The organism is Janthinobacterium agaricidamnosum (assembly GCF_003667705.1).
Classification (GTDB): domain Bacteria; phylum Pseudomonadota; class Gammaproteobacteria; order Burkholderiales; family Burkholderiaceae_D; genus Janthinobacterium.
The window spans coordinates 3,223,329-3,248,012 of sequence record NZ_CP033019.1 but is presented as its reverse complement, the minus strand read 5'-3'; the positions used below and the strand labels follow the sequence as shown (position 1 = coordinate 3,248,012).

At 60.6% G+C, this 24,684-nt stretch carries 26 protein-coding genes and 1 pseudogene; 15 read left to right on the top strand and 12 right to left on the bottom strand.

Translation table 11 applies throughout. The features are described from left to right. The 13 genes from D9M09_RS14625 to D9M09_RS14570 all read left to right on the top strand — a co-directional run bounded on the left by D9M09_RS14625 (window position 1) and on the right by D9M09_RS14570 (window position 8,190). Window positions 1-579 carry a phage baseplate assembly protein V gene (locus tag D9M09_RS14625; RefSeq protein WP_121669696.1) on the top strand — a complete coding sequence of 193 codons (579 nt, stop codon included), beginning with the start codon at window positions 1-3 and terminating at the stop codon, window positions 577-579. Further along, a complete protein-coding gene (locus D9M09_RS14620) occupies window positions 576-977 on the top strand; it encodes a phage tail protein (RefSeq protein WP_121669695.1) in 402 nt (133 codons plus the stop codon). Before D9M09_RS14625 ends, D9M09_RS14620 begins: the two co-directional genes overlap by 4 nt. A gap of 7 nt (window positions 978-984) precedes the next feature. Beyond that, window positions 985-2,109: a baseplate J/gp47 family protein gene (locus D9M09_RS14615; RefSeq protein ID WP_121669694.1), complete on the top strand. Its 1,125-nt coding sequence runs from the start codon at window positions 985-987 to the stop codon at window positions 2,107-2,109. Then, window positions 2,109-2,768 (top strand): hypothetical protein, encoded by a 660-nt coding sequence (locus D9M09_RS14610; RefSeq protein ID WP_240453664.1) that lies wholly within the window; start codon window positions 2,109-2,111, stop codon window positions 2,766-2,768. The genes D9M09_RS14615 and D9M09_RS14610 overlap by 1 nt, the downstream gene beginning before the upstream one ends. Window positions 2,769-2,825: 57 nt before the next feature. Next, a complete protein-coding gene (locus tag D9M09_RS14605; RefSeq protein ID WP_162995519.1) occupies window positions 2,826-3,911 on the top strand; it encodes a gp53-like domain-containing protein in 1,086 nt (361 codons plus the stop codon). A gap of 12 nt (window positions 3,912-3,923) precedes the next feature. Next, window positions 3,924-4,415 carry a hypothetical protein gene (locus D9M09_RS29360; protein ID WP_205602254.1) on the top strand — a complete coding sequence of 164 codons (492 nt, stop codon included), beginning with the start codon at window positions 3,924-3,926 and terminating at the stop codon, window positions 4,413-4,415. Between the two features lie 168 nt (window positions 4,416-4,583). Further along, window positions 4,584-4,913, top strand: coding sequence for a hypothetical protein (locus tag D9M09_RS14595; RefSeq protein WP_240453378.1), 330 nt, complete (start codon window positions 4,584-4,586; stop codon window positions 4,911-4,913). Next, a complete protein-coding gene (locus D9M09_RS14590; RefSeq protein WP_240453377.1) occupies window positions 4,910-5,434 on the top strand; it encodes a glycoside hydrolase family 19 protein in 525 nt (174 codons plus the stop codon). The genes D9M09_RS14595 and D9M09_RS14590 overlap by 4 nt, the downstream gene beginning before the upstream one ends. Further along, complete coding sequence (locus D9M09_RS14585) at window positions 5,431-5,826, top strand: hypothetical protein (RefSeq protein ID WP_121669691.1); 396 nt, start codon at window positions 5,431-5,433, stop codon at window positions 5,824-5,826. The genes D9M09_RS14590 and D9M09_RS14585 overlap by 4 nt, the downstream gene beginning before the upstream one ends. Next, window positions 5,823-6,095 (top strand): hypothetical protein, encoded by a 273-nt coding sequence (locus tag D9M09_RS14580; RefSeq protein WP_121669690.1) that lies wholly within the window; start codon window positions 5,823-5,825, stop codon window positions 6,093-6,095. The genes D9M09_RS14585 and D9M09_RS14580 overlap by 4 nt, the downstream gene beginning before the upstream one ends. Window positions 6,096-6,280: 185 nt before the next feature. Further along, entirely contained in the window at window positions 6,281-6,955 is a 675-nt protein-coding gene (locus D9M09_RS29025) for a hypothetical protein (protein ID WP_162995693.1), read from the top strand. A 336-nt stretch (window positions 6,956-7,291) separates the two neighbouring features. Beyond that, window positions 7,292-7,891: a hypothetical protein gene (locus D9M09_RS14575; RefSeq protein ID WP_121669689.1), complete on the top strand. Its 600-nt coding sequence runs from the start codon at window positions 7,292-7,294 to the stop codon at window positions 7,889-7,891. A gap of 56 nt (window positions 7,892-7,947) precedes the next feature. Then, the gene (locus D9M09_RS14570; RefSeq protein ID WP_121669688.1) at window positions 7,948-8,190 is read left to right on the top strand and encodes a hypothetical protein; all 243 of its coding nucleotides are present in this window, start codon (window positions 7,948-7,950) and stop codon (window positions 8,188-8,190) included. A 12-nt stretch (window positions 8,191-8,202) separates the two neighbouring features. On the opposite strand, the gene D9M09_RS14565 is transcribed toward D9M09_RS14570, so the two are convergent. The 3 genes from D9M09_RS14565 to D9M09_RS14550 all read right to left on the bottom strand — a co-directional run bounded on the left by D9M09_RS14565 (window position 8,203) and on the right by D9M09_RS14550 (window position 11,275). Continuing rightward, window positions 8,203-8,382 carry a hypothetical protein gene (locus tag D9M09_RS14565; RefSeq protein WP_121669687.1) on the bottom strand — a complete coding sequence of 60 codons (180 nt, stop codon included), beginning with the start codon at window positions 8,380-8,382 and terminating at the stop codon, window positions 8,203-8,205. Window positions 8,383-9,153: 771 nt separating this feature from the next. Next, window positions 9,154-10,017, bottom strand: a complete 864-nt coding sequence (locus D9M09_RS14560; protein ID WP_121669686.1) for a class I SAM-dependent methyltransferase — start codon at window positions 10,015-10,017, stop codon at window positions 9,154-9,156. A gap of 364 nt (window positions 10,018-10,381) precedes the next feature. Then, the gene (locus tag D9M09_RS14550) at window positions 10,382-11,275 is read right to left on the bottom strand and encodes an NAD(P)/FAD-dependent oxidoreductase (protein ID WP_121669685.1); all 894 of its coding nucleotides are present in this window, start codon (window positions 11,273-11,275) and stop codon (window positions 10,382-10,384) included. Window positions 11,276-11,410: 135 nt separating this feature from the next. On the opposite strand from D9M09_RS14550, the gene D9M09_RS14545 reads away from it, so the two are divergent. Then, window positions 11,411-12,064 carry a TetR/AcrR family transcriptional regulator gene (locus D9M09_RS14545; protein ID WP_121669684.1) on the top strand — a complete coding sequence of 218 codons (654 nt, stop codon included), beginning with the start codon at window positions 11,411-11,413 and terminating at the stop codon, window positions 12,062-12,064. Window positions 12,065-12,297: 233 nt separating this feature from the next. Here D9M09_RS14545 and D9M09_RS14540 read toward each other — a convergent pair whose 3' ends face one another. Together D9M09_RS14540 and D9M09_RS14535 are read right to left on the bottom strand one after the other, a co-directional pair. Continuing rightward, the gene (locus tag D9M09_RS14540; RefSeq protein WP_162995692.1) at window positions 12,298-12,789 is read right to left on the bottom strand and encodes a hypothetical protein; all 492 of its coding nucleotides are present in this window, start codon (window positions 12,787-12,789) and stop codon (window positions 12,298-12,300) included. A gap of 314 nt (window positions 12,790-13,103) precedes the next feature. Beyond that, window positions 13,104-14,018: a hypothetical protein gene (locus D9M09_RS14535; RefSeq protein WP_139143842.1), complete on the bottom strand. Its 915-nt coding sequence runs from the start codon at window positions 14,016-14,018 to the stop codon at window positions 13,104-13,106. A gap of 138 nt (window positions 14,019-14,156) precedes the next feature. Between D9M09_RS14535 and D9M09_RS14530 the strand changes: the two are divergent. Beyond that, a pseudogene (locus D9M09_RS14530) lies at window positions 14,157-14,642 on the top strand (MFS transporter); the annotation flags it as partial. An 18-nt stretch (window positions 14,643-14,660) separates the two neighbouring features. On the opposite strand, the gene D9M09_RS29660 reads toward D9M09_RS14530, so the two are convergent. The 7 genes from D9M09_RS29660 to D9M09_RS14500 form a co-directional block, all read right to left on the bottom strand. Further along, window positions 14,661-15,254: a hypothetical protein gene (locus D9M09_RS29660; RefSeq protein ID WP_240453376.1), complete on the bottom strand. Its 594-nt coding sequence runs from the start codon at window positions 15,252-15,254 to the stop codon at window positions 14,661-14,663. An 84-nt stretch (window positions 15,255-15,338) separates the two neighbouring features. Continuing rightward, entirely contained in the window at window positions 15,339-15,932 is a 594-nt protein-coding gene (locus D9M09_RS14525; RefSeq protein ID WP_162995691.1) for a hypothetical protein, read from the bottom strand. 84 nt (window positions 15,933-16,016) lie between these two features. After that, entirely contained in the window at window positions 16,017-16,610 is a 594-nt protein-coding gene (locus tag D9M09_RS14520) for a hypothetical protein (RefSeq protein WP_162995690.1), read from the bottom strand. A gap of 87 nt (window positions 16,611-16,697) precedes the next feature. Beyond that, on the bottom strand, window positions 16,698-17,291 hold the full coding sequence (locus D9M09_RS14515; protein ID WP_070218537.1) for a hypothetical protein: 594 nt from the start codon (window positions 17,289-17,291) through the stop codon (window positions 16,698-16,700). Further along, window positions 17,288-22,402, bottom strand: a complete 5,115-nt coding sequence (locus D9M09_RS14510; RefSeq protein WP_162995689.1) for a phospholipase effector Tle1 domain-containing protein — start codon at window positions 22,400-22,402, stop codon at window positions 17,288-17,290. The genes D9M09_RS14515 and D9M09_RS14510 overlap by 4 nt, the downstream gene beginning before the upstream one ends. Window positions 22,403-22,485: 83 nt before the next feature. After that, the gene (locus tag D9M09_RS14505; RefSeq protein ID WP_121669679.1) at window positions 22,486-23,751 is read right to left on the bottom strand and encodes a DUF192 domain-containing protein; all 1,266 of its coding nucleotides are present in this window, start codon (window positions 23,749-23,751) and stop codon (window positions 22,486-22,488) included. A gap of 9 nt (window positions 23,752-23,760) precedes the next feature. Beyond that, entirely contained in the window at window positions 23,761-24,678 is a 918-nt protein-coding gene (locus tag D9M09_RS14500) for a type II secretion system F family protein (protein WP_121669678.1), read from the bottom strand. Between the last annotated feature and the right edge of the window lie 6 nt (window positions 24,679-24,684).

Sequence of the window (24,684 nt, the reverse complement as noted above, 5' to 3'; positions counted from 1 at the left end):
ATGCTCAACGCGATGCGCCAGCAGGCACAGGCTGCGCTCGGCGACGTGGCGCTGCCGAGTACTGGCATCGTGCGCAGCTACGACCCGACGAAATACGCAGTGCGCCTGGAGCTGCAGCCGCAGGGCAACATGACCGGCTGGATCCCGCTGCTGACGCCCTGGGTGGGCAACGGCTGGGGTATGTTCTGTCCGCCGACCATCGGCGATCTGGTCGAGGTCACGTTTTTGAATGGCGACATCAATTCCGGCGTGGCCGGCCTGCGCGCCTTCAACGACCAGGACCTGCCGCTTCCGGTGGTGTCCGGCGAGTTCTGGCTGGTGCACAAGGCAGGGCAGGTGATGAAATTCCATAACAACGGGACTGTCGAGATTAGTGCGCCAGGCCGAATTAGTTACACGGCGGCCGGCCACGATTTCCACGGGCCAGTGACCATGGACGACACGCTAGACGTACAGGACACGATCACGGCTCCGATTGTCGATGGCACCATTAATGTGACTTTTGGCGGCAAATCCGGTATTGAGCATGAACATGGCGGCATTCGTCGTGGCACAGAAATAAGCGATCCACCCACATGAGCGACCTGAACCACTATTTCGGCGGCGACCTTTCACAGTCGTCCACAGGCGATTTGCTAAAGATTGACGGCACAGGGGAGGGTGTGCAGCGCGTGCTGCGCCGACTGCTGACAAACCCGGCCCTGATTGATGCCGATGGCACCACGCTGATCCCGGGCGACTATATTTTCCACCCCGACTACGGCGCCGGCCTGCCGCGCATGATCGGCGACGCCGTCGACATCCCAAAAATCAAGGGGCTTATCCAGGGGCAGATGTTTCTCGAGGCGTGCGTTGCGCGCAGCCCGGCGCCGGTCATCACGGTGACCGAGATCTTGGGCGGCGTGTCGGTCGATATCCGCTACAACGATGCGCAGACCGGAACGCCGGCGGCGCTCGCGTTCGACGTAACTAAATAAGGCGACCATGAGTATTTCTACAAAAGATTTTGTAACACTGGTCCGCGACGCTGTTACGGCGATCCAGGGTTCCGCGAGCGGCCTGGTCAACCTGACCGTCGGCTCTATCTTGCGCGCCGTAGTCGAAGCCAACGCCACAGTCATTCTGTGGCTTCAGGGTCTGATCTTGCAGTTGCTGGCCGCCACGCGGGCGGCAACTTCCAACGATGCCGACCTTGATAGCTGGATGGCCGATTTTGGCGTTGTGCGCCTGGGCGCCGTTCCGGCCTCGGGCCTGGTTGCGTTCTCGCGCTTTACTCCGACCGCTCAGGCTGTCGTCCCGGTCGGCGCCACCGTTTTGACGCTTGACGGCACGCAGGCCTATGTCGCGCTGCTTGACGCGACGAATGCCGCATACAGCGCTCTGCTGGGCGGCTACGTGCTTGCGCCGGGCGTGGCGAGCATCAATATCACCGTGACCGCATCGACGCCTGGCGCGGCAGCGAACGCGGTGGCCGGGCAGATTGCGTTGATCAATCAGCCGATCCCCGGCGTCGACGCCGTCACGAACGCGGCCGGCTTCACAAATGGCGTCGACGCAGAGAAAAACGCCGCCCTGCGAGCCCGTTTCATCACCTACATCGCCTCGCTGTCGAAGGCGACCAAGCTGGCGATTGGGAACGCTATCACGTCGCTGGCGCAGGGCGTGACGTTCTCACTTACCGAGAATTTCACCTACGGCGGCGTGGCGCAGAACGGCTATTTTTTTGCTGTCGTCGATGACGGTACGGGCTATCCGCCATCGCAACTTCTGCTGTCGGCGGCAAATGCGATCGATGCAGTGCGCCCGTTCACGTCGACGTTTGGCGTTTTTGCCCCGATAGTGGTCACTGCCAATATTTCGATGACGATTACCACGGCCACCGGCTACGACCGCACAGCGACAGCCGCGATTGTGGCGGCAGCGCTTCGGACTTACGTCAATTCGCTGACTCTGGGGCAGAAATTGGCGTTTTCACGCATGACGCAGATCGCCTACGATGCCTCGCCAGGCGTGACCAACGTGACCGCCGTCATGCTCAACGGTGATACAGTCGATCTCGCTGCTACCGCCCTGCAGGTCATTAAGACCGGAACCGTGAGCGTGGCGTGATGACAGGCGACCAAGCAGATATTGTTTCACGTATAAAAAGTGTGCTGCCTCCCTGGTTCGGCTCGGTGCGCGATTTGGTGGACGCTCTGATCCAAGGCCTCGCCAGTGCATCCGCATTCGCATATGCGCTCTATCAATACGCAGTGCTGCAAACCCGCATTAAGACGGCGACAGAGGGCTGGCTCGACATGATCGCAGCAGACTTTTTCGGCACCGCGCTGATGCGCTCGGCGAACCAGTCCGACGCCAGTTTTCGCGCACGGATCATCCTCAGCCTATTCCGCGAGCGCGCCACGCGCAACGCGATTACCCGAGTGCTTACCGACCTTACCGGGCGCGCGCCGATCATCATCGAGCCGCAGCGGCCGGCGGACACTGGTGCATATGGAGCGCCAAACAGCGGCTACGGCGTGGCCGGCGCATACGGATCGATCTTGTTGCCGTTCCAAGCGTTCGTGCAAGCTTATCGTCCAGCCTCTTCCGGCATCCCGTATATCGCCGGCTACGGCTCACCGCCAGGCGGTTACAGTGCGCCGTCTCGTGCGGCCTACGCAGCGCTGTCGCAAAGCACTGGCGCAGTGACGGACGCTGACCTGTATACGGCCGTGGACAGTGTGAAGCCGATCGGAACCATCGTTTGGATGAGCATTAGCTCTTGATTTTTATCAAATTCACCCACAAGGGCCGCATATGCGGCTCTTTTTTTGGAGCAAATTTTGAAACGACAACTTATCTATCCAGGCCAGATCCCTTTGGAGACCGACTTGCTCGGCACCAACAAGAACACGATGATTGCCCTGGCAAAGCTGACGGAGACTATCATCGGTACAGCGACCACAGTAAGTGGCTTGGGCTGCGCGCCGAACTCGCCTGCTGCGCTGAACGTTGTGATTTCACCGGGTGAGATCTACAGCCTGCAAAACATCGATGGCACGGCCTACAGTTCAATTGCCGCCGACACCGCGCACTCGATCATGAAACAGGGCATCTTGCTTGATTCCGTGACGTTGGCGTGCGCGGCACCTGGTACTGCCGGCCAGAGTATCAATTACCTGATCCAAGCAGCGTTTTCAGAGGTGGATAGCGGAGCAGTGGTGCTGCCGTACTACAACGCCAGCAACCCGTCGACCGCATATAGTGGCCCGGGCGGGGCAGGCACAACGAACAATACCGTACGCGACGGGACGGTGGCACTCTCGGCGAAGGCCGGCATCGCGGCTGTGACCGGATCGCAAGTGACGCCTGCTGCAGATGCAGGCTATGTCGGCTTGTGGGTTGTCACCGTCGCGAACGGACAAACCACGATTAATGCAGGGAATATCGCGAAGGCAATTGGCGCACCGTTTTCCGGCACCGCTGCGATGCTGAACGTGATGAATGCGTTCACAGTATCGCCTACGGCACCGACTCCGCCTGCAGCCGATAACAGCACGAAAGTCGCGACGACCGGCTGGTTCTATAACGCTATTGCAACTGTAGCCGTAGCGATGGGCTTCGCGGTAAGTCTCACGCCAAACGGGTACATAAAGTTCCCATCCTGGCTCGGAAGCTTAATTTTTCAGTGGGGACTTGGGGGAACTGCTGATGCCTCTGGGGTTTCGAATGCGATATTTACCACAGCCTTCCCAAATGAAGTTTTGCATGTGATTTCGTTCTATCAACCGAAGGGTGCAACGCCCGCATCCCAGTTCACAGGTATGGCAACGGGGGCAATTACCCTCGCCGGCTGCAAAATCTTTACATATATTGGCGGCGCTCCTTCTGGCGGATCAACGCCGTCCTATTTCGCGGTTGGCCGATAAGAAAGAAATAAAATGAATAAATCGTTTTCGATCATCACCGGCGGGTTTTACGCAAATGAACTTCGTTCCACTTATGAAAATGCCGGCACATGGCCTGATGACGCTGTAGAGGTTGATATCGCCACTGAAGGGGCGTTGCGTGCTGCAATTTGCCGCGGTGACACGATCTCCTACTCCAACGTGAAATTCACCTTTACCGCAGCGCCGGCACTCCCTTTCGCGCCAATCGCTGTCGCATACCTGGACTCCGTTCGTGTCATCCGCGAACAAGTTCTCAACCGCCTGGCCGGCATTGGCATGGCGGCACTGCTTGCCGCCGACACTTTTATGGCCCAGGAGGCAGCCACCGCTCGGCAGGCGCTGCTCGATATCACCATCGCGCCGGCCGTGCTGGCCGCTACCGATCTCGATGGTCTCGAGAAGGCTATGAGGGACGCCTACGTGGCAATTATCGCTGCTGCGCCACCGGTTATCCGCGAGGCTTTTGATCCTGACGCGATCTAAAAGCGCGCGCAGTCCGTTATTAACCCGCTTAGGCGGGTTTTTTCATTTCCACCACCTGAAAGGCACTACATGGCCCTCGAAACGACCGCCGCCGGCGGCGCACTGATCAAAATTTTTGGTATCCCGGTCCTGGCCGGCGCTGCCGCAACCTCCCTGGGATTTATGTTTATGTGGCCAAAGACAAAAAAGGAGGCGTTCGCGCGCTTCTTCGTGACGATCATTTCTTCCATTCTGCTGGGCCCGGCGCTGGTGGTGGCCGTGCGCTCCTGGTGGCCCGGCCTGTTCGAGAACGCGAAAGAGGTGGCGGTGCTGTACGACAGCGAACCCGCCCTGGGCTTCCTGTTCATCGCTGCGCCGCTGATGGTCGCCGCCGGCTTGCCCGCCTGGTGGGTGTTGGGCGCCACGGTGCGCTGGCTCGACAAGCGCAAGGACAAGGACATCGGCGAGCTGGCGCATGATGTGGCTGCCATCGTCAAGGACGTGCGGGGTGGTCTGTGAACGCCGTCACGCTGGCCCAGCTGCTGGCCATCATGCCGCTGGCACGTGCGCGCGCGCCTGCCTTCCTGGCGCCGCTGAACGCGGCCATGGCGGAATTCGGGATTACGACGCCGGCGCGCCAGGCATCGTTCCTGGCGCAGGTGGGTCATGAGTCCGGCAGCCTGGTCTATGTGCGCGAGCTGGCCAGCGGCCAAGCATACGAGGGCCGCGCCGACCTGGGCAACACGCAGCGCGGTGACGGCGTGCGCTTCCGTGGCCGTGGCCTGCTGCAGGTGACCGGCCGGACGAACTACGCTGCCTGCGGCAAGGCGCTGGGCCTGGATCTGCTGGCCCAGCCTGAACTGCTCGAGCAGGCCGTAAACGCCTGCCGCTCGGCGGGCTGGTTCTGGCAGACGAAGGGGCTGAACGCGCTGGCCGATGCCGGCGACCAGGTGAAGGTGACGCGCCGGATCAACGGTGGCGTGAATGGCCTGGCCGAGCGCCTGGCGCTGTTCGCGGTGGCGCAGCGGGTGCTGGCGTGATCGCCCTGGGCGCGCTGGCGGGCGCCGCCGTCAGCGGAATCTGGAAGGCGGCGGCCATTGTCCTGGCCGGTGTTCTGCTGGCTGTTGCCAGCTCCACCGGTACCGGCTGGTGGCTGGCCGCCAGCGACCGTGACACCGCGCGCGCGGCGCTGGTGCTGGAGCAGGGCGTCACCGCTGCGCTGCGGGCCTCGATCAGCGAGCAAAACCGCGCCATCGATGGCATGGCTAAGGCAACCCTGGCGGCGCAGGATCGCGGCGCGGCGGCCCAGGCGGCAGTCGTTGCCAAGGGCAGGAAGTACGACGCGGCCCTGGCGCAAGTTGCTGGCGCGCGCGCCACGACCTGCGACGAGGCCATGCCGGTTGTCAGGCTGTTGCTGGAGGGTGTGAGATGAAACACCGGATGACGCGACAAATTATTCCAAAAATTATTCTGGCAGTGGTGCTGGCTGGCTGCGGCAGCGCACCACCGGCGCCGCAGCGCGTCGAGGTGCCAGTGATGGTGTCGTGCATTGGCGCGGTGCCGGTGCGCCCAGGGTTTGAGTTCGACCAGCTAGTGCCGTCAGCATCGGATGGCGAGATTGTCCTGGCGCTGGCGCGAGACTGGCCGCGTGCACGGAAGTATGAAGTGGAACTGGAGGCGGTAGTTGCAGGCTGCCGATAGCGGCAGCGTCGCTTAGTTTTCTCCAAATTAAGCTGCGACGTCGTTTTTCAGGAGTGCTTACTAAAGGCAGAAAAGTTAAATTAAAAAGGATATCAAAAGTCATATATCTTCTATCCCCATTGCCGAGGATTTGTATGTAAAATGAATTTATTCACAATATTACAACTGATCACTCAAGGGCGAAAATGAACAATCTAGAGGAAAACAAGGAAGGCAACCAAGCTATCCCGTTTGCAGATGACGCGATATTAGTAGCGCCACGGCGGGCAGATCACGCTATAAAACCAGGTGCGTATCAGTTAGCCACACGGGTAACTTCAAACGTTATAGATCCTGGAGATTTTTTTGAGTTCGATCAATTTATAACAGGATATGGAGATATTAAGGGTAGCAAAATTCTCGGGTATGTTTCAACTTCAGTATTTGATGGTGCGAAATCAGAAGTTATTCATAGTTTTGGCAAAGATGAAAAGGGGCTATATTTTGGTGGTTTGAAAACCGCTATAGATGCTAGCGGATTTTCATGCAACATTGCGGGAATAAAAGACGTTACCTGGACTGAGTCAACATCTTATTTTGACATAAACTCGTGTGGATGTCCGACAATATCGACTGAGTCGGAAATCCGACAAGCCCCCCTTTCATATAAATTAAAATTGCAAAATAATGTCAGGCCAGGCGAGTATGCAATTGATTTTTACTTTACCTATTTTAACGGTGAGAAATGGCAGTGTGGGAAAGAGTCTGTAAAACTTAAAGTTAGGAATTTTTTTGAGCGGCATTCTGGTAAGTTGTCACTTTTTGGCGTCGTGGCAACTTGTGGGGGGCTGATTCTGGGCGTAGCCAGATTAGTCATTTAAAAAAATTCGCATGGTGATGATTGTGGATGCTGAGAAGCATCAATTCTGGATGGGCGGCTCGCTGGCAGAATTGGGCGTTTATCTGCAGAATCTAGCAGAGTTGCTCGTCGCCGACCCTATGCAACCGCGATCACGTTCGAAAGCACCTGCGCCGGCCGCACCTCCGGAGCAGGGCGGGCTCTACTAGTTACAAATTTCGCCTTCTGGTTTTCTAAGCTTGGCAATATACTGTGTTTTTGTACAGTATATTTGGGATGGATGATGAAGGTTTGGGCATCAAGGCGTCGAGAGGATGGGGCAGTGCTGGCAGCCCCTGCACCGGTAGTAGAGGGCGCCATGCTGCTCGAACTGTTGGTGGTCGACGTAACGCTGGAGGGGAACCGACGCCCTTCAAAAGTGGCACGCCTGCAGACGATAGGCGCGCCGCGCATCTTGGCGCAGCTGGCCAAGCCCAAACTGGTGCGGGTTCAAGGATGGAATATCGTGTTGAGTGGCATTGAGGCGACGAGGGATGAGTCCGGCCACACCCGCGAGGTCGCCCAGACCTGGGTATGCAAACTTTTCGTACCGGAAAACGCTATCGGATTTCGAGCCAGGGAACTGTATAGATCTGGAGTGGCGCTACCGAAAAAACTTGCGCGTGAGAGCGGTGGCTCGCGCGGGTTGCTGGCGGTGGCTGATAATTACTCAAATGTGCTTCAGCGCCAGACCACGTGCGCTGAGCTGCGCAGCCATCAGATTTCGACATTTCCGGAGGGTCGCCTGATCGACTGTTATATCGAGTGGATGTCGGAAGAGTCGTTCGAACTGGGCGGCCTGCAGTTGCGCTCGAGTTTCGAGAACCGTCCGGAGCAGCTGGAGCGCGGCGGGTGGCTGGTTAGCATCGACATGAAAGAACGCGAGCTGACGAAGCGCGAGGCGCGCATGGTTCGATAGAATGCCGATCGAGTTTAACGCGCGAGGATGAACTGGCATCGGGCAAACGAAAAGTTATGAGCAAGATTCGAAAACCCCTCAGCATCGAGCAGCTGAAAGAAATTCAAGGTCGCAATGACTCGGCCGATGTGCGCGCGCTTTTGTGGGAGGTTCGGCGCCTGCGCGAGATCGCGGCGGCGGCCGATGAATTGGAGCGCAGCTTGGGGCCGCGCGTCGGCATGTCCGGGCTGATCCGTGCCTCGCTTCGGGTGCAACTGGACGGCGAGCCTTGCTTTGCCATAATGCAACCACCTGAGTAAGAAGACGGCTGATCAGCGTGCCGGGCAAGATCGTCCGGCGGATGCCCAGCCAGCCACGCGCTGTTGCTGGTCGACCAGCACGATGACTTGGCAGCCGGCCGCCGCGCTGCCATAGTTCAGTTGCAGGTATTCGCCCTGGTGTTGATAGCTGGAGGGCGTGCCGTAGCGGGCGGCGAGGGCGAAGGTGTTCATGCCGACTAAATCAACACGTTTGCTTGGGCTCGGCGCACTGCATGAGCATAATGCTAAAACAACAATCCCCCTTGGCAGAAGATTCATATGCGAGGCCTCGGCTAATGCGTATTGATTTAACAGCAACATACACATTTATTGCGAGCGCCGTGCTGCGCAAACGCATAGATGGGCCTTCGATGCTTCTAGCGAGGTCGGCAAAGTGGGTGTAATTCCGGGTGTAATTGGGTGCAATCCAGCGCCACTTGATGATGGTCAGTGGAAAATTCCCCCTATGAGAGCACTGCAAAAACGTGCTGGCAATGGCATTCACACTGCAGGGGTCGCAAGTTCGAAACTTGCACTTCCCACCAAATTTTTTCGTTTGTATTCAATGACTCAGGATTTCATCTTTTGTCTGAATACGAACTTGGGGCAAACTTGGGGCAATGGGATTTTCGTCCATTGTCCAGTCCCAAACGATACGGCCGCTTCCTGCGGCCGTTTTCATATCAAGCAGGCTTACGCCTATCATATCTCTTCCTTGCTCTCAAAGCCTAAGCCACGCATGTCGTCTGCTATCGGCCGGGCGGAAACGGTCGGTCGCGACCTTCAGCAGTCCCTGCAAGCTCATATTTTTATCTGGACGAACAATAAAGTCGGACATCCTAGACGGCACATTTTTCATTGCAGCGCCAGTACCGTCAGAGCCACGCCAGACGGGATATCAATCTGCCCGGCCCAAGGCGCCCCGTTCCACCAAGCGGCGGGCGTCCCCCGTGTTAATCCGTGTCAACTTGCCGGATTGCGCGCCGTGACGATCCATGCCGCGCCGTCGATCATCACCGAGCGCTCGCCGGGGCGGCCCGCGAAGGCGGTACGGACGGCGACTGCCGCGCGGGCACGGATGTCATCGGGCTGAGCGGCGAGTACGCGCGACAGCGGGCCGACCTCGAGCGCCATCTTCACCGCGTCGTCGATCGCAGCGTCCCGCGTTCCGCCCTCGCCGAACGGGACGGAAGCATCGAAGGGCGCGATAGCGATATCGGTGAAACCGGCTGCCGTCAGGATGCGCGTCACCCGATCCCGCTCGCCGAACGAAAACGGGCCGGGCGCTTCGGGATCGGGCGGCGCGGTCAGCGCGACGATGCCCTGTATCTCGCCCATCGGCAGGCGCATCCATTCGTTCTCGGCCGCGCCGCGCCAGCAGACGAAAGCGACCCGCCCGCCCGGCCGCAGCGCGCGTCGCATATGGGCGAACGCCCCTGTTGGATCGCCGAAGAACATCACCCCGAAGCGCGAGAACAGGATGTCGAACGCGCCTTCCGGCAACTCGGCACTGCTGGCGTCGGCTACCAGGAACTGGGCCGGCGTATGTTGTGGCGTAAGCGTGCGTGCGCGGCCGATCAGCGATTCGGATATGTCCACGCCCAGCACTTGCCCCTGCGCGCCGACGCGGGCGGCCAGAGCCAGACTCGACGCGCCTGCGCCGCAGCCGACGTCCAGCACGCGCTCGCCCGTCGCGGGCGCGGCGGCTTCGATCGCGGCTTGGCCGAACACCGCCACCATGGCATCAAGCCGGGCCTGGTTTGCGACCCAGCGCTCTCCGCTTTGATCATTCCAGTCGGCGACCTGATAGGCATTTTGCTCTGTCATGCTATCTCCTTGTTCTGATTTGTTCTTGACTAAACCCCTTTTGTCGAGGCAGGGGGGGAATGACACGAGTCGGCCCCACGCCGCGATCCATTCCGCGATCGCCTCGGGGGCCTCGATGTGTAGGAAGTGGTCGACGTCGGGGGACGATCCATTGCGTGCCGTGCGGCGAACCGATGGCGGTCCTCGACCTGCGCGGAGAGGATCTCATGAACGTGAGTGGGTGAGGAATTGCGAGCGCGGCCGTGCGTTCGATCTGCTCCGCCGCCAACCCCGACAGCAGCGCTCCCGGATAGATGACGGGCGGAGGGATGCGTACACCGGCGCTGTCGGGTTCGATGGCCATGCTCATCACAAATCTGTGCCCTCAAACCAGCATCGACTGCTGAGCGGAGATACCCGCCGTTGCGCCCTGCGATATTGCCGTGGTGACCGAGGCCATGGCTGGGTTTGCAAGATCGCCGGCGGCGTAGATGCCGGGTATGCTGGTTTCGCGGCGCTCGTCGACCTTGAGGGCGATGCCCAGTGGCGTATTGACTGTAGCGAGGCCCAGTGATTCATGCAGGCTTGCGGACGGCTTGTTGCGCGGATGCGCGAACAGGATGTCGACCGCGACATTGGTGGCGGTATCGAGCTTGACAGTGGCATTTTCGCCTCCGTGTCGGGTGATTTCCATGATTCGGCCATCGACGACAGGTATGTTGCGGCGCGCCAGATCGGCCCGGATATCGGGTGGAATGTCGTGACCATCGGCGAAGACCGTCAGCGTCTCGGTCCAATCGCCGTACAGCCTGACATAATTGTGCGACTGCGGACCGGACCAGACGAGGCCCCAATGCTGGCCGGCGACTTCAAAACCGTCACAATAGGGGCAAGGCACAATGGACGTGCCCCAGCCTTCGGCGAAGCCCGGGATATCAGGCATTTGATCGACGACTCCATAGCTCAGGATCAGGCGACGTGCCCTTAGGCTTTCGTTATCGTCAGTGACGACGCAGAAATCGTCGATCGTACCGGAGATGCATTCGGCACGGGCAGTGACCAGCCTGATCGTTGGATAGCGCGCCAGCTGCTGCCGCGCCTCGACCAGGATGTCCAGCGGCGGCTTGTGATCGTGGCCGAGCAGACCATGCGAATGGCCGGCAAAGCGGTTGCGCGGCCGGCAACTGTCGAGGACCGTGACCTTGCGGCGGGCACGGCCGAGCTGCAGGGCGGCGGCGAGGCCAGCAAAGCTGCCGCCGATAATGATGACGTCATTCATGGTGATGGACTCCGTGTGTGGGTGAGGGCTGGGTAGGGCTTGGCGCGCAATAACCTGTCCATTGGGTTTGCACCTTTTGGATACTATGTGGTATCCTAATTAAAGAATTGGATACTGTCAAGTACTGGAATTTTTATGACTGAAAAAAATCAGGGCCGGCGCGGCCGGCCAACCAACGAGGCGCTTGGCCAAACGATCGCCGACGCGGCGTGCGAGCTTTTTGTGGAATTGGGTTTTCAAGCGACGACAATGGACAAGGTCGCCCAGCGGGCGAAGATATCCAAGCTAAGCATCTATCGGCACTTCGAGAACAAGGAGGCGCTGTTTAGCGCTGCCATCGCGGCCCGCTGCCATCAGTTTGCACCGCAGGCCCTGTTTGAAGGCGTAGACGGTTCGGCCGAGGATCAGCTCATGGCGGTTGGATCATCCCTGCTTCGCACGTTCTTGAACCCGGACGTCCGTCGTATCGAAGCCATGATCATGGCCGACAAGACGAATCAACAGTCGCTAAGCAAGCTCCAATACGAAGCAGGCCCCGCCCATGTCATCGCCCAAATCGAGGCCCTGTTGCGTCAGTTGCACGCGAAGGAGGTTCTGCATGTGCCCGATCCTCGCCGGTCCGCCCGCTTGTTTGCCGCGCTGTTAAAAGGTTCCGATCTGCTGATCATCGCACGCTTCAATGAAGCGATAGCGGAGGACGACAACGAAATCGAATCCTATTGCCGGTCCGCAGTCGCCATGTTCATCGCCGGGCACGGTGGCAACGACCATGCGGGCGGATGCAGCTGATTGCTCCGGGCAGTTCATAGTAGCGGGAGGGGGGCTTGGTGGTGCGAAAACTTGCCAGACAGTGCCAGGCTGAAAACGAAAACAGCCCGCATTTAGGCGGGCTGAGAGGTGCTTTAGTGCTCTTTGGTGTCGGCTTATGCCTGACGCGGGACCATCCCACTCGATTACTTTTTGACTGACGGGTACATTAAACCACTGCACTGACTCGTTTGCCTCATCCGAAGTCGGGTAACTTATCTGAATGGCTGTTGACGAAGATGAGGCGAGCGAATTCGTTCGACAAATAGACCTAGATCGCGTGCGATCGCAATCGACCGCTCGCATTTCGAGGGTACTCCGATGTACATGTAGTAGTCGTAGCCAAAGTGGACATACGCCTTGCCTGGCACGACGAGTTTTCCCCAGGCCTCTTCGCGAAGGACGAAACGCGCGAAATCGAGGCTTTGAGCAATAGATAGGTTCCCCCGGTGCAGAAAACCATCTGCGGGGGCGTCGCGACATTCCAATGCCGTCAACGCCAATGACTCGATACCTGCCTCATCCAGGAAACTTTTCATAGCGGACAGGTAGCTATTTTCAACATTCAGATACACCGCCTCAGACAGCATCCCACCGTCAAATACCCGTCCGATATCAGATCGCGAAGTCCAATCGCAGCCTGTGTATCCGCCTGTCGCATCTCTCAGCGAGGGGTCATATTTTGTTACACGGTATTGATTCTTCATGGTCGCGATTCAGGCAGAAGGGAACTGAGCAAATCCATCACTGACAAAGGCTGCTTTTGGCTGCGGGTTCAATCGATCAACGCAACACTTTAACTTAAATGCATCATTGCAGAGCTGAATAGATAGGCCAGACCCGATCTCGTCGTTGGAGCGGGCAGCTACGAGATCGCACACCAGGTGCCTGGCAGGACGCCCATGCCAAACACGATCCATCGGTTTTTCATCTTTCAAGAACTATGTCTCAGGAGCGTCTAAGCTACTGGCGCCGATTCATCACTGGAAATTGAGCGAAGAAAAACGTGCTTTTGTTTCCTTCAATGCATTGGATGGCATGCGACAATTTCCATTAGCTCCGCTGCAGCCTTAGAGGCTTGCTCGATCGTCAGTGAGTATTCTTTTCTAAAACTGCGAACCAATTGCATCCTTTCTCCGGCTTTGGCAAAAGAAATCAATTCTGAAGAACCCACAAAAATACCGCCGAGCACTATCGGTTCACCCTTGCGCGAAATCGGAAGGGCTGGAACAATTTCAATCATAGACTGTGCAACACCAGCCTGTATGAGAGCATTTGAAAACTCGCTGCGGACTATCCAACGTACTTCCCCACGTCTTTTCAGCAGATGCTCAACAGGCAGTAGCTGCGTTAGCGCTCCGCAAAATCGCTCCATACCGGACGCATCAACTATCAAGTCACCGTCATCGGCAAGCATCCGCAAATGGCTTTCGACCTCGCACGCGTCATTTGCATGCACCCACGGTGCAAGCCGAAGATGCGTCGGCTTATAGTTGATGATGCTGACGGGCGGCTGCAGGTCTAAATAGCTCCGCACAATCTCGAGCAGTTCGCCAGCAGGCCCGCTGCAACGGTCAAAGGGCAAACATTCAAACACAGCAGCCAGCATCGTGTGTGCAGCGCACCCTTCTTTCGGACTCCACAACGAAAACAACTGAGGCTTCGAACTCGAGGAACCGAAAACTCCGTTAATGCTAATTCCATCCAAGCCAAGCTGATTCCACTGTTCATCCCACTCCATTAACATGGCGGAAGAACGTCTATGGAGTGTCGCCATTTGTTCACTTTCGACTGGCAAACTATGTGTAATGCGCGGAAGAAGGCCTGTCTGAAGGGCTTCAAATGTGGCCAGTCCCGTGGCCTCACCTTCAATCCGAATTGAACATTGGCGATGGAAGGAGGGAGAGATATTGAGGACGAGATCAAAAATGGACATATCTTTTTAATATTTTTAATGAAAGTTCAGTCTTGCCCGCTGATGCTTCAGTACTTGTCAATAGTTCACTGACGAGATTAGACAATGGAAAAATTTGATTTTGCTTGCTCATTTTAGCCGTTCTGATTATTCAGCGGCATCGCCATCGGGACGGTCGTTTCCGTACCGCTGGGCAGTTACTTAGGGGGCATATATGGCTGGCGCAGTGCATTTATAGCAGCCGCGGCTGTCGGAGGGCTAACACTTTTGTTTCAATTGTTCACGCTGCCCCGTATGGCGCCGCGCACGATGACGCGCACCACATCGGTACTGCGATTGCTCCGTCGCCCGGGGATCGGGATCGGGATGTTGGGCTGCGTACTGGCCCATACCGGGCAATATGCATTGTTCACCTATATTCGCCCCGCTCTTGAAAGCGTTGTCCATATAGATGTAAACGGTTTGTCTCTGATGCTCCTGGGTTTTGGTGTCGCCAACTTCGTTGGCACGCTGCTGGCCGGCTGGCTAATGGAGCGTAGCCTGCGTGCCACTTTAGTGCTCATGCCTGCGCTGGCGGGCTTGGCGGCACTCGGCAAGATCCTGCTGCCAGTCCAAGGAACAGGCCTGATGTTTTTGGTCGCTCTGTGGGGCCTGGCGCTTTGGTCATGGCGCAAGCTCGTCGCCGCCTTCGCGCAGCATCTTGCAGCAGCCCTGCAGCAGCCTCCAGCGAAACTTGATTCCCGTCTCGTACCAGATGAAATACACCCAGAGATCCTTGTCCGGCAGCGCGTTGGGCGCTCTTTGCCTGTTTGATACCAGCACTTCGTCAATGACGTCTTGCGGCACGCGTGACTGGACGGCGACGCCGGCACGTTTGTGCGGCAAAGTCCGGGTCAGCAAGTCCACACGGTCGTTCCATGCCTGTAGGGCGCTTGGCTCTGTTGGTGGAGGCGGTGCTGGATAGGGCCATTCGGTCCATTCGAACTCCACCCATTGCGGCAGTGCGCGGCCATCGGGAGCGGCGCCCATGGTGGCTCCGCCGGTCATGGGACTTTTGTCGGGACCAAGGGAGCCGGGGGGCGGAAAAAACGTGCTGTTCGCCGTTCTCGCACGTATGACGTAGACTTTTTTGCCTTGGATGCCGTTGCTGAAGGTCACGATCATGCCGGGTCCTTGCTGCGACCGTGTTACAGAGCAGGCAGTGCAGAGGGCGATGGCCGCCAGGAAGCAGATCGTCTGAAGCAGATATTTTTGCATGATGGCGCCTTGCAGGAAGTGTTGAAGGTGGGGGGGGCGGCCACGGCGGGCGCGCCGGCCGGTGCTGGTTGCCTGGGGTTTTGGTCATGGCGCAAGCTCGTCGCCGCCTTCGCGCAACAAGCCACAGCAGCTGCTTTTCAGTTTCCAGCGGAGTTTGATGCCCGTCTCGTACCAGATGAAATACACCCACAGCATCTTGTCCGGCAGCGCCCGCGGCGCTCTTTGCCTGTTCGACGCCAGTACTTCGTCGATGACGTCTTGCGGCACGCGTGACTGGGCGGCGACGCGGGCCGTCTGGATGGGCAGCGAGCGGGACATGGCATGCACGCCGTCACTCCAGACTTGCCGCGCTACAGGATCAGAAGGCCTGTCCGGGTAGGGATAGGGCCATACCTTCCATTCGAACTCCACCCATTGCGGCAGTTCGCGGCCATCGGGCGCGGCACCCATGGTCTTGCCGCCAGTCATGGGATTCTTGTCGGGTCCCAGGGAGCCAGGGGTCGGAAAAAATACGCCGTTCGCCGTTCGTGCACGCAGCACGTCGACCTCTTTTCCTTTGATGCCGTTGCTGAAGGTCACGATCATGCCGGGGCCGTCCTGCGACCGTGTTACAGAGCAGGCAGTGCAGAGGGCGATGGCCGCCAGGAAGCAGATCGTCTGAAGCAGATATTTTTGCATGATGGCGCCTTGCAGGATGCGTTGAAGGTAGGGCCGGCGGCCACGGCGGGCGCGCCGGCCGGTGCTGGTTGCCTGGGGTTTTGGTCATGGCGCAAGCTCGTCGCCGCCTTCGCGCAGCATCTGGCAACAGCCTTGCAGCAGCCTCCAGCGAAACTTGATGCCCGTCTCGTACCAGATGAAATACACCCAGAGATCCTTGTCCGACAGCGCGTTGGGCGCTCTTTGCCTGTTTGACGCCAGTACTTCGTCGATGACGTCTTGCGGCACGCGTGACTGGACGGCGACGCGGGCACGTTTGTGCGGCAAAGTCCGGGTCAGCAAGTCCACACGGTCGTTCCATGCCTGTAGGGCGCTTGGCTCTGTTGGTGGAGGCGGTGCTGGATAGGGCCATTCGGTCCATTCGAACTCCACCCATTGCGGCAGTGCGCGGCCATCCGGCGCGGCGCCCATGGTGACTCCGCCGGTCATGGGATTTTTGTCGGGACCCAGGGAGCCGGGGGTCGGAAAAAACGTGCTGTTCGCCGTTCTCGCACGTACGACGTAGACTTTTTTGCCTTTGATGCCGTTGCTGAAGGTCACGATCATGCCGGGGCCTTGCTGCGAGTGTGGTGCGGCACAGGCAGTGCAGAGGGCGATGGCCGCCAGGAAGCAAATTGCCTGGAGCAGATATGTTTTCATGATGGCGCCTTGCAGGAAGCGTTGAAGGTGGGGGGGGGGACGGCCACGGCGGGCGCGCCGGCCGGTGCTGGTTGCCTGGGGTTTTGGTCATGGCGCAAGCTCGTCGCCGCCTTCGCGCAACAAGCCACAGCAGCTGCTTTTCAGTTTCCAGCGGAGTTTGATGCCCGTCTCGTACCAGATGAAATACACCCACAGCATCTTGTCCGGCAGCGCCCGCGGCGCTCTTTGCCTGTTCGACGCCAGTACTTCGTCGATGACGTCTTGCGGCACGCGTGACTGGACGGCGACGCGGGCCGTCTGGATGGGCAGCGAGCGGGACATGGCATGCACGCCGTCACTCCAGACTTGCCGCGCTACAGGATCAGAAGGCCTGTCCGGGTAGGGATAGGGCCATACCTGCCATTCGAACTCCACCCAATGCGGCAGTTCGCGGCCATCCGGCGCGGCACCCATGGTCTTGCCGCCAGTCATGGGATTCTTGTCGGGTCCCAGGGAGCCAGGGGTCGGAAAAAATACGCCGTTCGCCGTTCGCGCACGCAGCACGTCGACCTCTTTTCCTTTGATGCCGTTGCTGAAGGTCACGATCATGCCGGGGCCTTGCTGCGAGTGTGGCGCGGCACAGGCAGTGCAGAGGGCGATGGCCGCCAGGAAGCAAACTGCCTGGAGCAGATATGTTTTCATGATGGTGCCTTGCAGGAAGCGTTGACGATGGGGCCGGTGGTGATGCTTAAGCCATAACTGGCCAGCCAGAGCTTGTATTTGTTCATGTCCACCAGCCCGATATCGGGATTGGCCATCGTGCCGCACTTGTAAGCATCGGGAAAAAAATTGATGAAATCGTTGGTGTCCGAGGTTCGCTTGCCATCGAAGACCGCGTCCGTCTGCGATACTTCCTTGCCGTTTTCATAGCCGACGTATCTGGTGACGGTAATGTCGTCGCTGTTGAACCTGTTGCCGCTCCGGTCATGCAAGATGGGATTAGTGATAATGTCCCATCCATTTTTTTCTAGTTTTTTTTCGCTTATGGCGATTCCCTGTCCCTTCGCCTGTTCAACCATCCACATCAGCGCCACATCGGACAGGTCGCCGGTGCCGAAGCCGCCGCCGATGTCGGAATGGCTACCAATGAACGCCTTTTCGAGGCGGTTCGCCGAACTGGTCTGGCCGGGTCTGTCCATGATGGAGCGCAGATCGAAGTCAGGCGGCCCACCGCGGTGCTCGTTCAGCGCGACTGCATGCACCGCGTATTTGACGGCGGCCGGTACTGAAAAGAAGTATTGCTTTTCACCTTCATGCAGTATGCCGAGATGCGGCACGGTATCCCACAGACCTTCAAAGCGCAGGTTCAGGCAGCGGCTTTTCCCATCAGTCACATAGGCGCCGTCATTTTTCTTGAGGTTGTCGGCAACGACATTGAGAAAAAAGCGTGCCTCTGCTGCACCTCGGCTAAAACCCACCACGTCAATATCCAGGAGACCAGTGTTCGCGCTTTCTTTGATGTAGTCGTTGAGAAAGGTAAGCCCCAGGCTCACGCGCTGGTCGAAGCCTTCGCCCGTAATGGCGCTGCCGGCGTAGGGCATATCCGGGTTGGTGGTGCCGATGCCGGTGATATAAAAAGCCTTTCCATTTTTGATCTGGTCATAGACCTCGTAGAACTTCAGCACATTGGAAATCGAACTGTCCGGCTTCGGATGTTCGCTATTGCCCGTGCCATCAAACGCAAACAGGATCAGCCCGTTCGGATCGACATACTTGAGCGGATTGCCCGCGACATAGGCATAGCTGTTGGCGCCGGCGCGCAGGCCCAGCGGGTCGGGCGTCAGGTAACGGCCCTGGGCCGGGTCGTAATAGCGCTGGTCGTTGTAGTACAAGCCCGTTTCCTGGTCGGCATACTGGCCCGGCAGGCGCAGCTTGAGCTGGAAGGCGTACTGGGTGTTTGTTTTTCTTAACTTGCCAAATGGCGCATATGCGGCTTGCCACACGGGCTTGCCATGGGCGTCGGTAGCCAGCTCGGGCGCCCCCAGATGGTTGTTGTGCAGGAAGGCGATGCTCTCGCCGCGGCTGAACCACGCCTTCCAGATGGCCGAGATGTCGGCCATGGCTTGCGCCAGCGGCCCACGCTGTTCCCGTAATTCGGCGGCGGCGTCGGCCGCCGTGTCGATCAGCGCCAGCGGCTGGCCGGCAAGATAGATGTATTGCCGGCTGACCTTGCCGTCGGCATCGAGTTCCGCCAGCAGCTTTCTGTCGTCGTCGTACAGATAATAAGTACGCATCCCGCGCACTTCCTTGGCGATGCGCAGCCCGCGATGGTTGTAGCGGTAGCGCGCCAGCAGGTCCTGACCCTGATGCACTGACAACAGCCTGCCCAGCGCATCCCATGCATAGCGGCGCTGGCCGATGCGCTGCGGCTGGCCGGCCGCGTCGTAGCGGGCGTCTTTCGTATCGCTGGCGCGGACGGTGTTGCGCCGCAGTTCATCCTGGCTGGCGATCTCTTCCTGGCTGATAAGGCGGTTGCCGCCGCTGTCGTAGTGGTAGCGGTCGAAGCTTGCCGCCGTTGACGGGGCCGGGGCGGCCGTTGCCGCCGCAATCAGGCGGTCGTGGGCATCGTAGGCGTAGCTGCTGGCAGCGTCCCTGTCCCTCGTATACAGCAAGTTGCCCTGCACGTCCCACAGGTAGCGGTGATCGAGCAGGGCGGCCGGATCGGGTGGCAGGCCCAACGCGCCAGCCTGAGCGGCGTGCTGCGCATTTTCGGCTGGCAGCGCGGATTTCGGCGCGGCCACGGCCTGGCCGATGCCCAGCACGGCTTGCAACGCCAAGACGGCTTGCTGCCCGGATTGGTCCCCCCGCACGTTGCGGTAGACGATGCGCGCCAGCGCCCCTTCCTTGCTGCGCTGGTAAAGGGCTTCGATGCCGTTACCATAGGTGTAGCGCTTGAGGCCCATCACGTCGCGCTCCAGGTCCTTGACGATGCTTGTCCCTGGCAGCAGCCAGCGCAGCCAGGGAATGTGGACGCGTTGGCGCTCAAGCGCGACTACTTGCTGCTGGCCATTGCGCCGGTATTCGAGCAGGCTGCCGTCCGGCAAGCTGATGCCGCTCAGCTGCCCCAGGCTGTCATAGCGGTAACGGGTGTGATAGCTGGCCTGTTTGCCGCCGTGGAGCGTGATGATGACGGTCTTGACGGACAGGCGCCCATGCGCGTCATGGCTGTAGCGTTCGGCTTGTAGCGGGTGATCGATGGCGACCAGGTGTGCGCCCGCGTAGCGCCAGGTGGTGACGGTCTGGCGCTGGCCGGCCGGAGTGCCGACATCGGTGATGACCTGGCGCACGATGCGCCCGGCGCCATCGTAGGCGTAGCTGGCCTGGTTCCCCATGGCGTCGGTGCCCGCTATCAGCCTGCCGGCGGCGTCGAATTGCCGGCGTGTCATGCCGCTGTCGGGGCTGATGGTGGCGATGACCTGGCCGAAATCATCGCGCAGATAGCGGGTGGTGGCGCCGTTTGGCGCTGTCACGGCAGTGGGCTGACCGTCGATATCGCGTTCGAAGCGGGTTTCCGTGTTTTGTCCCAATGCCTCCGGCGTGTTCGCCCACTGCGTCACGCCGACGATATTGCCCATGGCGTCATGCCGCAAACGCGTGACGCGCCCCAGCGCATCGGCCACCGTATCAGGCAGGCCGCGTGCGTTCCACCTGATCGTCGAGCGCGCGCCATTCGCATCGGTCATGGCCAGCAGATGGCCCAACGGGTCGTAGCGGTAGCCAAGGGTTTGCTTGATGGTACTCGATTGCGTGGTGGTGTCGAGCAGGCGGTTTTCCGTGTCGTAGCGATGGCGCGTCACGATGCCCAGGTGTGAGGCGTTCCAGATGCGGCGGCCGGCGGCGTCGTAACCCAGGCGGGCAAGCGACTGCTGGCCTGCCTGGTCGCTGTATGCGATTTCGAACGGATTACCCAGGCCGTCGTAACGCGCCGCATACGTCGCGCCGTCGCGCGTCTGGCGCATTAACTGGCCGCACGGCGTGTAGGCGTACTGCGTGATCTGACCGAGCGCATCGGAGATGGTGGCGATGCGGCCGGCGCCGTCATAGGTGAACGCGCGCTTGAGATTGCCAGGCGCGATGATGGCGGTCAGGGGGACGTCGTTTGTTCCATGTTCGTCATACCGCGCCAGCTTGCCCGCGTCGCTCTTGTCCGCCGGCTGGCCATATTCAAACACGGTGACGTCGGAGTCCGACGGCGTGCCCGTCTTGCCGTTGGGCAGGGGGCCGTCGGTACGGGTCAGCAGGCTGTGGCCGGCGATGATGGCGTACTGGTAACTGGTGGTGCGCGCGATGGCGGCCGTTGCCTGCTGGCCGTCGTGGCCTGGCACCCAGCCCGTCTGCGTCACGCGCAGGACCTGGCCCATGGCGTTGTAATCGATGCGCGTTTGCCGCTCCTTGCCCGGCACGACGCTGGGGCGGGCGATCAGCGTGGGCGCGGGATCGTCGCCCGCGTATTCCAGGCGTAGCCGCCATTGCGCGATGCCCCGCTTGCCGTGCTGGTATGTCACGCTGCCGGCGCGGACGGTGCGGCCCAGCGGATCCAGTTCGCGCCAGTTGGCACTGACGGGCTCGCCCTTGTCGTCCAGGCGGGTCGTTTCCAGTAGTTGCCCCAGCTTGTCGTAGGCGTAGCGCACATTGCTTTCGCCGCAGCTGGCGCAGCCGGCGCCGCGTACTTCCAGCAGGCGCTGCTGGCCCCCGACGATGGCGTGGCGGTAGACGGTGCGCTGGCCCAGGCTGTTGGTGAGCACGGTTTTTCCCCCCTCGCTGGTATCGAGCGTGACCTTGCCGACATTGCCGGCATGCGTGCTGAGGTTGGCGCGGCCGTTGCTGTCGTAGCCGAAGGTGGCGTAGCGCGTGGCCACGGGCGGGCCGCCGGCGCTGCCGGTTTCGATGCTGATGCCCGTCAGCAGCCAGGGCAGGCGCGGGTCTTCGTGGTGGTAGCGGCGGCTGACAGCGGGCTGCGCCTTGTCGCCCGCCGGCAAGTGCACGCGCAGCAGGTTGGCCAGCAGGATGCGCCGCTCGAAGGACAGTGCTCCCGGTGGCGGCGCGCCGCCGTAGTCGTAGGAAAAGCGTCCCACGGGGCTGTCGATGTGTTGCACGCCGCGAAATTGCGTGCCGGCCCTGGCGCCTGCCGAGGTGGGCGCCAGGTAGCGCAGGTGCAGGCTGCGGCCTTGCGGGTCGGTCACTTGCACCAGCAGATGGTTGTCGTCATACAGCAGCCTGAGCATTTCGCCCGTGGCGGCCGTGATGCTGTCGAGCTTGCCCAAGGTATTGAAATGCAGGCGGCGCCCGTCGGGCAGGGTCCAGGTGTAGTCGCTGGCGCCGTTGGCCTGGGGCGCCAGCGTCAGGCGGCCGTGGGCCGGCAGCGCCGTGCTGCACAGGTCCGGATGCCGTCGATCGCGGTCGAAGATGACGCGGGCGCCGTCGGCCTGCAGGATCTGGATGCGGCCGAATTTGTCGATCAGTTCGGTTTCATACGACAGTTTCCATTCGCGTCCCATGGGACCGTTGGGGCTGCCTGGCTTGCTGTAGGCGCTGTTGTAGTGACGTACGATTTCCACTCCCAGCACGCCGGGCAGGGCGGGCAAGTCTTCCTCGCGCTGGTATTTATTGCCGGTGATGACGTTGATGGGATTGCCCGCGCCCGCATCGGGACCGCCGCTGCCGCCCACGCCGGCGACGGCGCCGCTGCAGGGGGACGGGGGGCCGCCCGGTTCGGGGCCGCAGGCGCGCGCGGGCAAGGTAAAAGATAGCATGCAGGATAACAAGAACCAGGCCGGCAGGCTGATACTGCGGGGACGCAGACGATGAATATATAGAGATGGCAACATGGTTTACCTCAGCTCGGTTCGCAGCAGACGATGGAGCACGGTTCCGGCACGCAATGCCGCGGGTCCGTGAACGGGTTGCAAGGGGGCGGCGTCACGGGCGGATCGGTGCAACTGAGGTTGTCGCACGCGGGCGGCGGCAGGTCTGTGACGGGCGGGTTGCCGGGGTTGACGGGCGCTCCGCCGTTGCCCGGCCCCGGCGTGGAAACGGGGCTGTTGCCCTCGATGGCGTCGGACTGCATGTGTACGGTGACGTGCGTGACCACGGGTATGCGGCCGCTGTCCAGCAGTTTGGTATGAAAGGCGTCCGTGTGCGGGTCCAGCCATTTCAGGTAGGTGGCATACAGGTTCTTGACCAGGGGAACTTTTGGCAGGTAGCCATGCGTGATGCGCAGCTTGATGAGGTTGGCGTCCTGGATGGTTTGGCCGGAAGTAGGGCCCACTTTCTGCTCCTTCAGGCTCTGGCCGCTGTACGGGATGACGCGGCGGTTGCCCGTATGCAGCGCGATTTGCCTGTGCACGTCGTTCCAGTCATCAAAACTTTGCCGGGTCGGGTTGAGCAGCTCGATGCTGGCGTTACCGGTGCCGTTGGCGCCGAGGTCTGCGTTCGCTTTGGCCAGCGAAGCGGCGAGCTGGGCTGGCGTCTGGCCGCCGCCGTACAGGGGGATCAGCGCGCGCGTGTACGCCGCGTAGGCGCTGCTGACGCTGGCATGGGCGACGGCCCCTTCGCGCGCGGCCATGAAGGCCGCGTAGTTGATTTGTGTCCTGGCAAAAAACAACATGCCGTATTGCAGGATCGACAGCCCGAGCAGGGTGATGATGGGGCCGACCACGGTAAATTCGATCATCGCCGAGCCGCGCTGGGTCTTGTCCCGCATGCCGGCCACCGTTGCGGGCGCAGCTTCCAGCCGTGGATGCTGCAGGCGGTCGCCAGGACGAATGTGCAGGGCCGCGATGGCGCCGGCGGCCAGTTCCAGCGTGTGCGCCGTGCGCGGCGCACGCCAGCCGAGGCCGCCGAAGCTGGCGCGCCACGGGCGCAGGCCGGCGGCGCAGCGGGTGACGACGCCGTGGCGGTCCAGGTAGACCACGTCGATGGGATAGCGCATGCAGGCCGCATGCACGCTGGTGCAGCGCGTGATCAGCAAGCCTTGCGCGCCATGCAGCGGGGCGGCCAGCATCAGGCCGCGCAGGCGCGTGAGAAAGCTGTCCGCCAGGCGCAGGTCCAGCGCGTGCGCACCGCTGGCCGTGTGCAGGATGCTGGAATGGCGTGTGGGCATGGCGGCTCCTTATAGGCCCGACTGCATGAATTGCACGACGATGGGAAAGAACAGGACGATGAAGGTGCAGGGAAAGATGAAGGCGATGAGGGGAAACAGCAGCTTGACGGGCGCTTCCATGGCCAGTTTTTCGGCGCGCAGAAAGCGCTCGGAGCGCCGCTGATCCGCTTGTGCCCGCAGCACGGGTCCCAGGTTCATGCCCATGCGTTCAGCCTGGATCAGCGCCGTGACGAAATTGGTCACGGCCGGTTCCTGCACCCGTTCGCTCATGGCGCGCAGCGCGTCGGCACGCGCCTTGCCGCTACGCACATCGCGCAGCACGCGCTTGATTTCGTCGCACAGCGCGCCTTTCGGCCCTTTCAGCGCAGCCTGTTGCAGCGCGCCCTGCAGATTGAGTCCCGCTTCCACGCACAGGGTGATGAGGTCGAGGTAGAAGGGCAGGGACTTGTTCAGCGCGCTCCTGCGCAGCGCCATGCGGTCGCGCAGCCAGATAGCCGGGTAGCACCAGCCGGATCCGGCGCCGGCAAGCCCTGCCTGCCAGTAGCGGGCGGCGCCGACGCCGCTGCGGCTGCCCTGGCCCAGCGAATCGAGCACCCAGCACGAAAATGCGGCGACGATCAGCGCGCACAGCAGCCGCGCCGCGACGAATTGCGAGGGGCTGAGACTGTAGTCCAGGCCCGCCTTGCGCAAGCGCACGGGCAGCGAGGCCGTGGGCGCCCTGGCAATGAAAGGGCGCAGCGCATGGCCGCCCCAGTGGATGGGCCACCACAGCAGGCGGAAGGCGAGGGGCGGCGCATCCTTGTAGCTGCGGTCCTCGGCCGGGATGGCGGCCACCGTCCTGGCCAGCAAAGTCGCCAGCAGCGCCATGGCCAGGCCGGACAGCATGGCCAGGGCAGTGATGGTGAGTTCGATGCGGGTGGGAGACATGGCGGC

Coding starts and splice junctions, on each gene's coding strand:
- D9M09_RS29025 (WP_162995693.1), top strand. CDS start 6,281: ATGAACAATCTAGAGGAAAACAAGGAAGGCAACCAAGCTATCCCGTTT.
- D9M09_RS14515 (WP_070218537.1), bottom strand. CDS start 17,291: ATGAAAACATATCTGCTCCAGGCAGTTTGCTTCCTGGCGGCCATCGCC.
- D9M09_RS14615 (WP_121669694.1), top strand. CDS start 985: ATGAGTATTTCTACAAAAGATTTTGTAACACTGGTCCGCGACGCTGTT.
- D9M09_RS14545 (WP_121669684.1), top strand. CDS start 11,411: ATGACTGAAAAAAATCAGGGCCGGCGCGGCCGGCCAACCAACGAGGCG.
- D9M09_RS14575 (WP_121669689.1), top strand. CDS start 7,292: ATGCTGCTCGAACTGTTGGTGGTCGACGTAACGCTGGAGGGGAACCGA.
- D9M09_RS14520 (WP_162995690.1), bottom strand. CDS start 16,610: ATGAAAACATATCTGCTCCAGGCAATTTGCTTCCTGGCGGCCATCGCC.
- D9M09_RS14510 (WP_162995689.1), bottom strand. CDS start 22,402: ATGCTATCTTTTACCTTGCCCGCGCGCGCCTGCGGCCCCGAACCGGGC.
- D9M09_RS29660 (WP_240453376.1), bottom strand. CDS start 15,254: ATGCAAAAATATCTGCTTCAGACGATCTGCTTCCTGGCGGCCATCGCC.
- D9M09_RS14625 (WP_121669696.1), top strand. CDS start 1: ATGCTCAACGCGATGCGCCAGCAGGCACAGGCTGCGCTCGGCGACGTG.
- D9M09_RS14580 (WP_121669690.1), top strand. CDS start 5,823: ATGAAACACCGGATGACGCGACAAATTATTCCAAAAATTATTCTGGCA.
- D9M09_RS14565 (WP_121669687.1), bottom strand. CDS start 8,382: ATGAACACCTTCGCCCTCGCCGCCCGCTACGGCACGCCCTCCAGCTAT.
- D9M09_RS14540 (WP_162995692.1), bottom strand. CDS start 12,789: ATGAAGAATCAATACCGTGTAACAAAATATGACCCCTCGCTGAGAGAT.
- D9M09_RS14525 (WP_162995691.1), bottom strand. CDS start 15,932: ATGCAAAAATATCTGCTTCAGACGATCTGCTTCCTGGCGGCCATCGCC.
- D9M09_RS14620 (WP_121669695.1), top strand. CDS start 576: ATGAGCGACCTGAACCACTATTTCGGCGGCGACCTTTCACAGTCGTCC.
- D9M09_RS14550 (WP_121669685.1), bottom strand. CDS start 11,275: ATGAATGACGTCATCATTATCGGCGGCAGCTTTGCTGGCCTCGCCGCC.
- D9M09_RS14505 (WP_121669679.1), bottom strand. CDS start 23,751: ATGCCCACACGCCATTCCAGCATCCTGCACACGGCCAGCGGTGCGCAC.
- D9M09_RS14570 (WP_121669688.1), top strand. CDS start 7,948: ATGAGCAAGATTCGAAAACCCCTCAGCATCGAGCAGCTGAAAGAAATT.
- D9M09_RS14610 (WP_240453664.1), top strand. CDS start 2,109: ATGACAGGCGACCAAGCAGATATTGTTTCACGTATAAAAAGTGTGCTG.
- D9M09_RS14500 (WP_121669678.1), bottom strand. CDS start 24,678: ATGTCTCCCACCCGCATCGAACTCACCATCACTGCCCTGGCCATGCTG.
- D9M09_RS14560 (WP_121669686.1), bottom strand. CDS start 10,017: ATGACAGAGCAAAATGCCTATCAGGTCGCCGACTGGAATGATCAAAGC.
- D9M09_RS14535 (WP_139143842.1), bottom strand. CDS start 14,018: ATGTCCATTTTTGATCTCGTCCTCAATATCTCTCCCTCCTTCCATCGC.
- D9M09_RS29360 (WP_205602254.1), top strand. CDS start 3,924: ATGAATAAATCGTTTTCGATCATCACCGGCGGGTTTTACGCAAATGAA.
- D9M09_RS14595 (WP_240453378.1), top strand. CDS start 4,584: ATGTGGCCAAAGACAAAAAAGGAGGCGTTCGCGCGCTTCTTCGTGACG.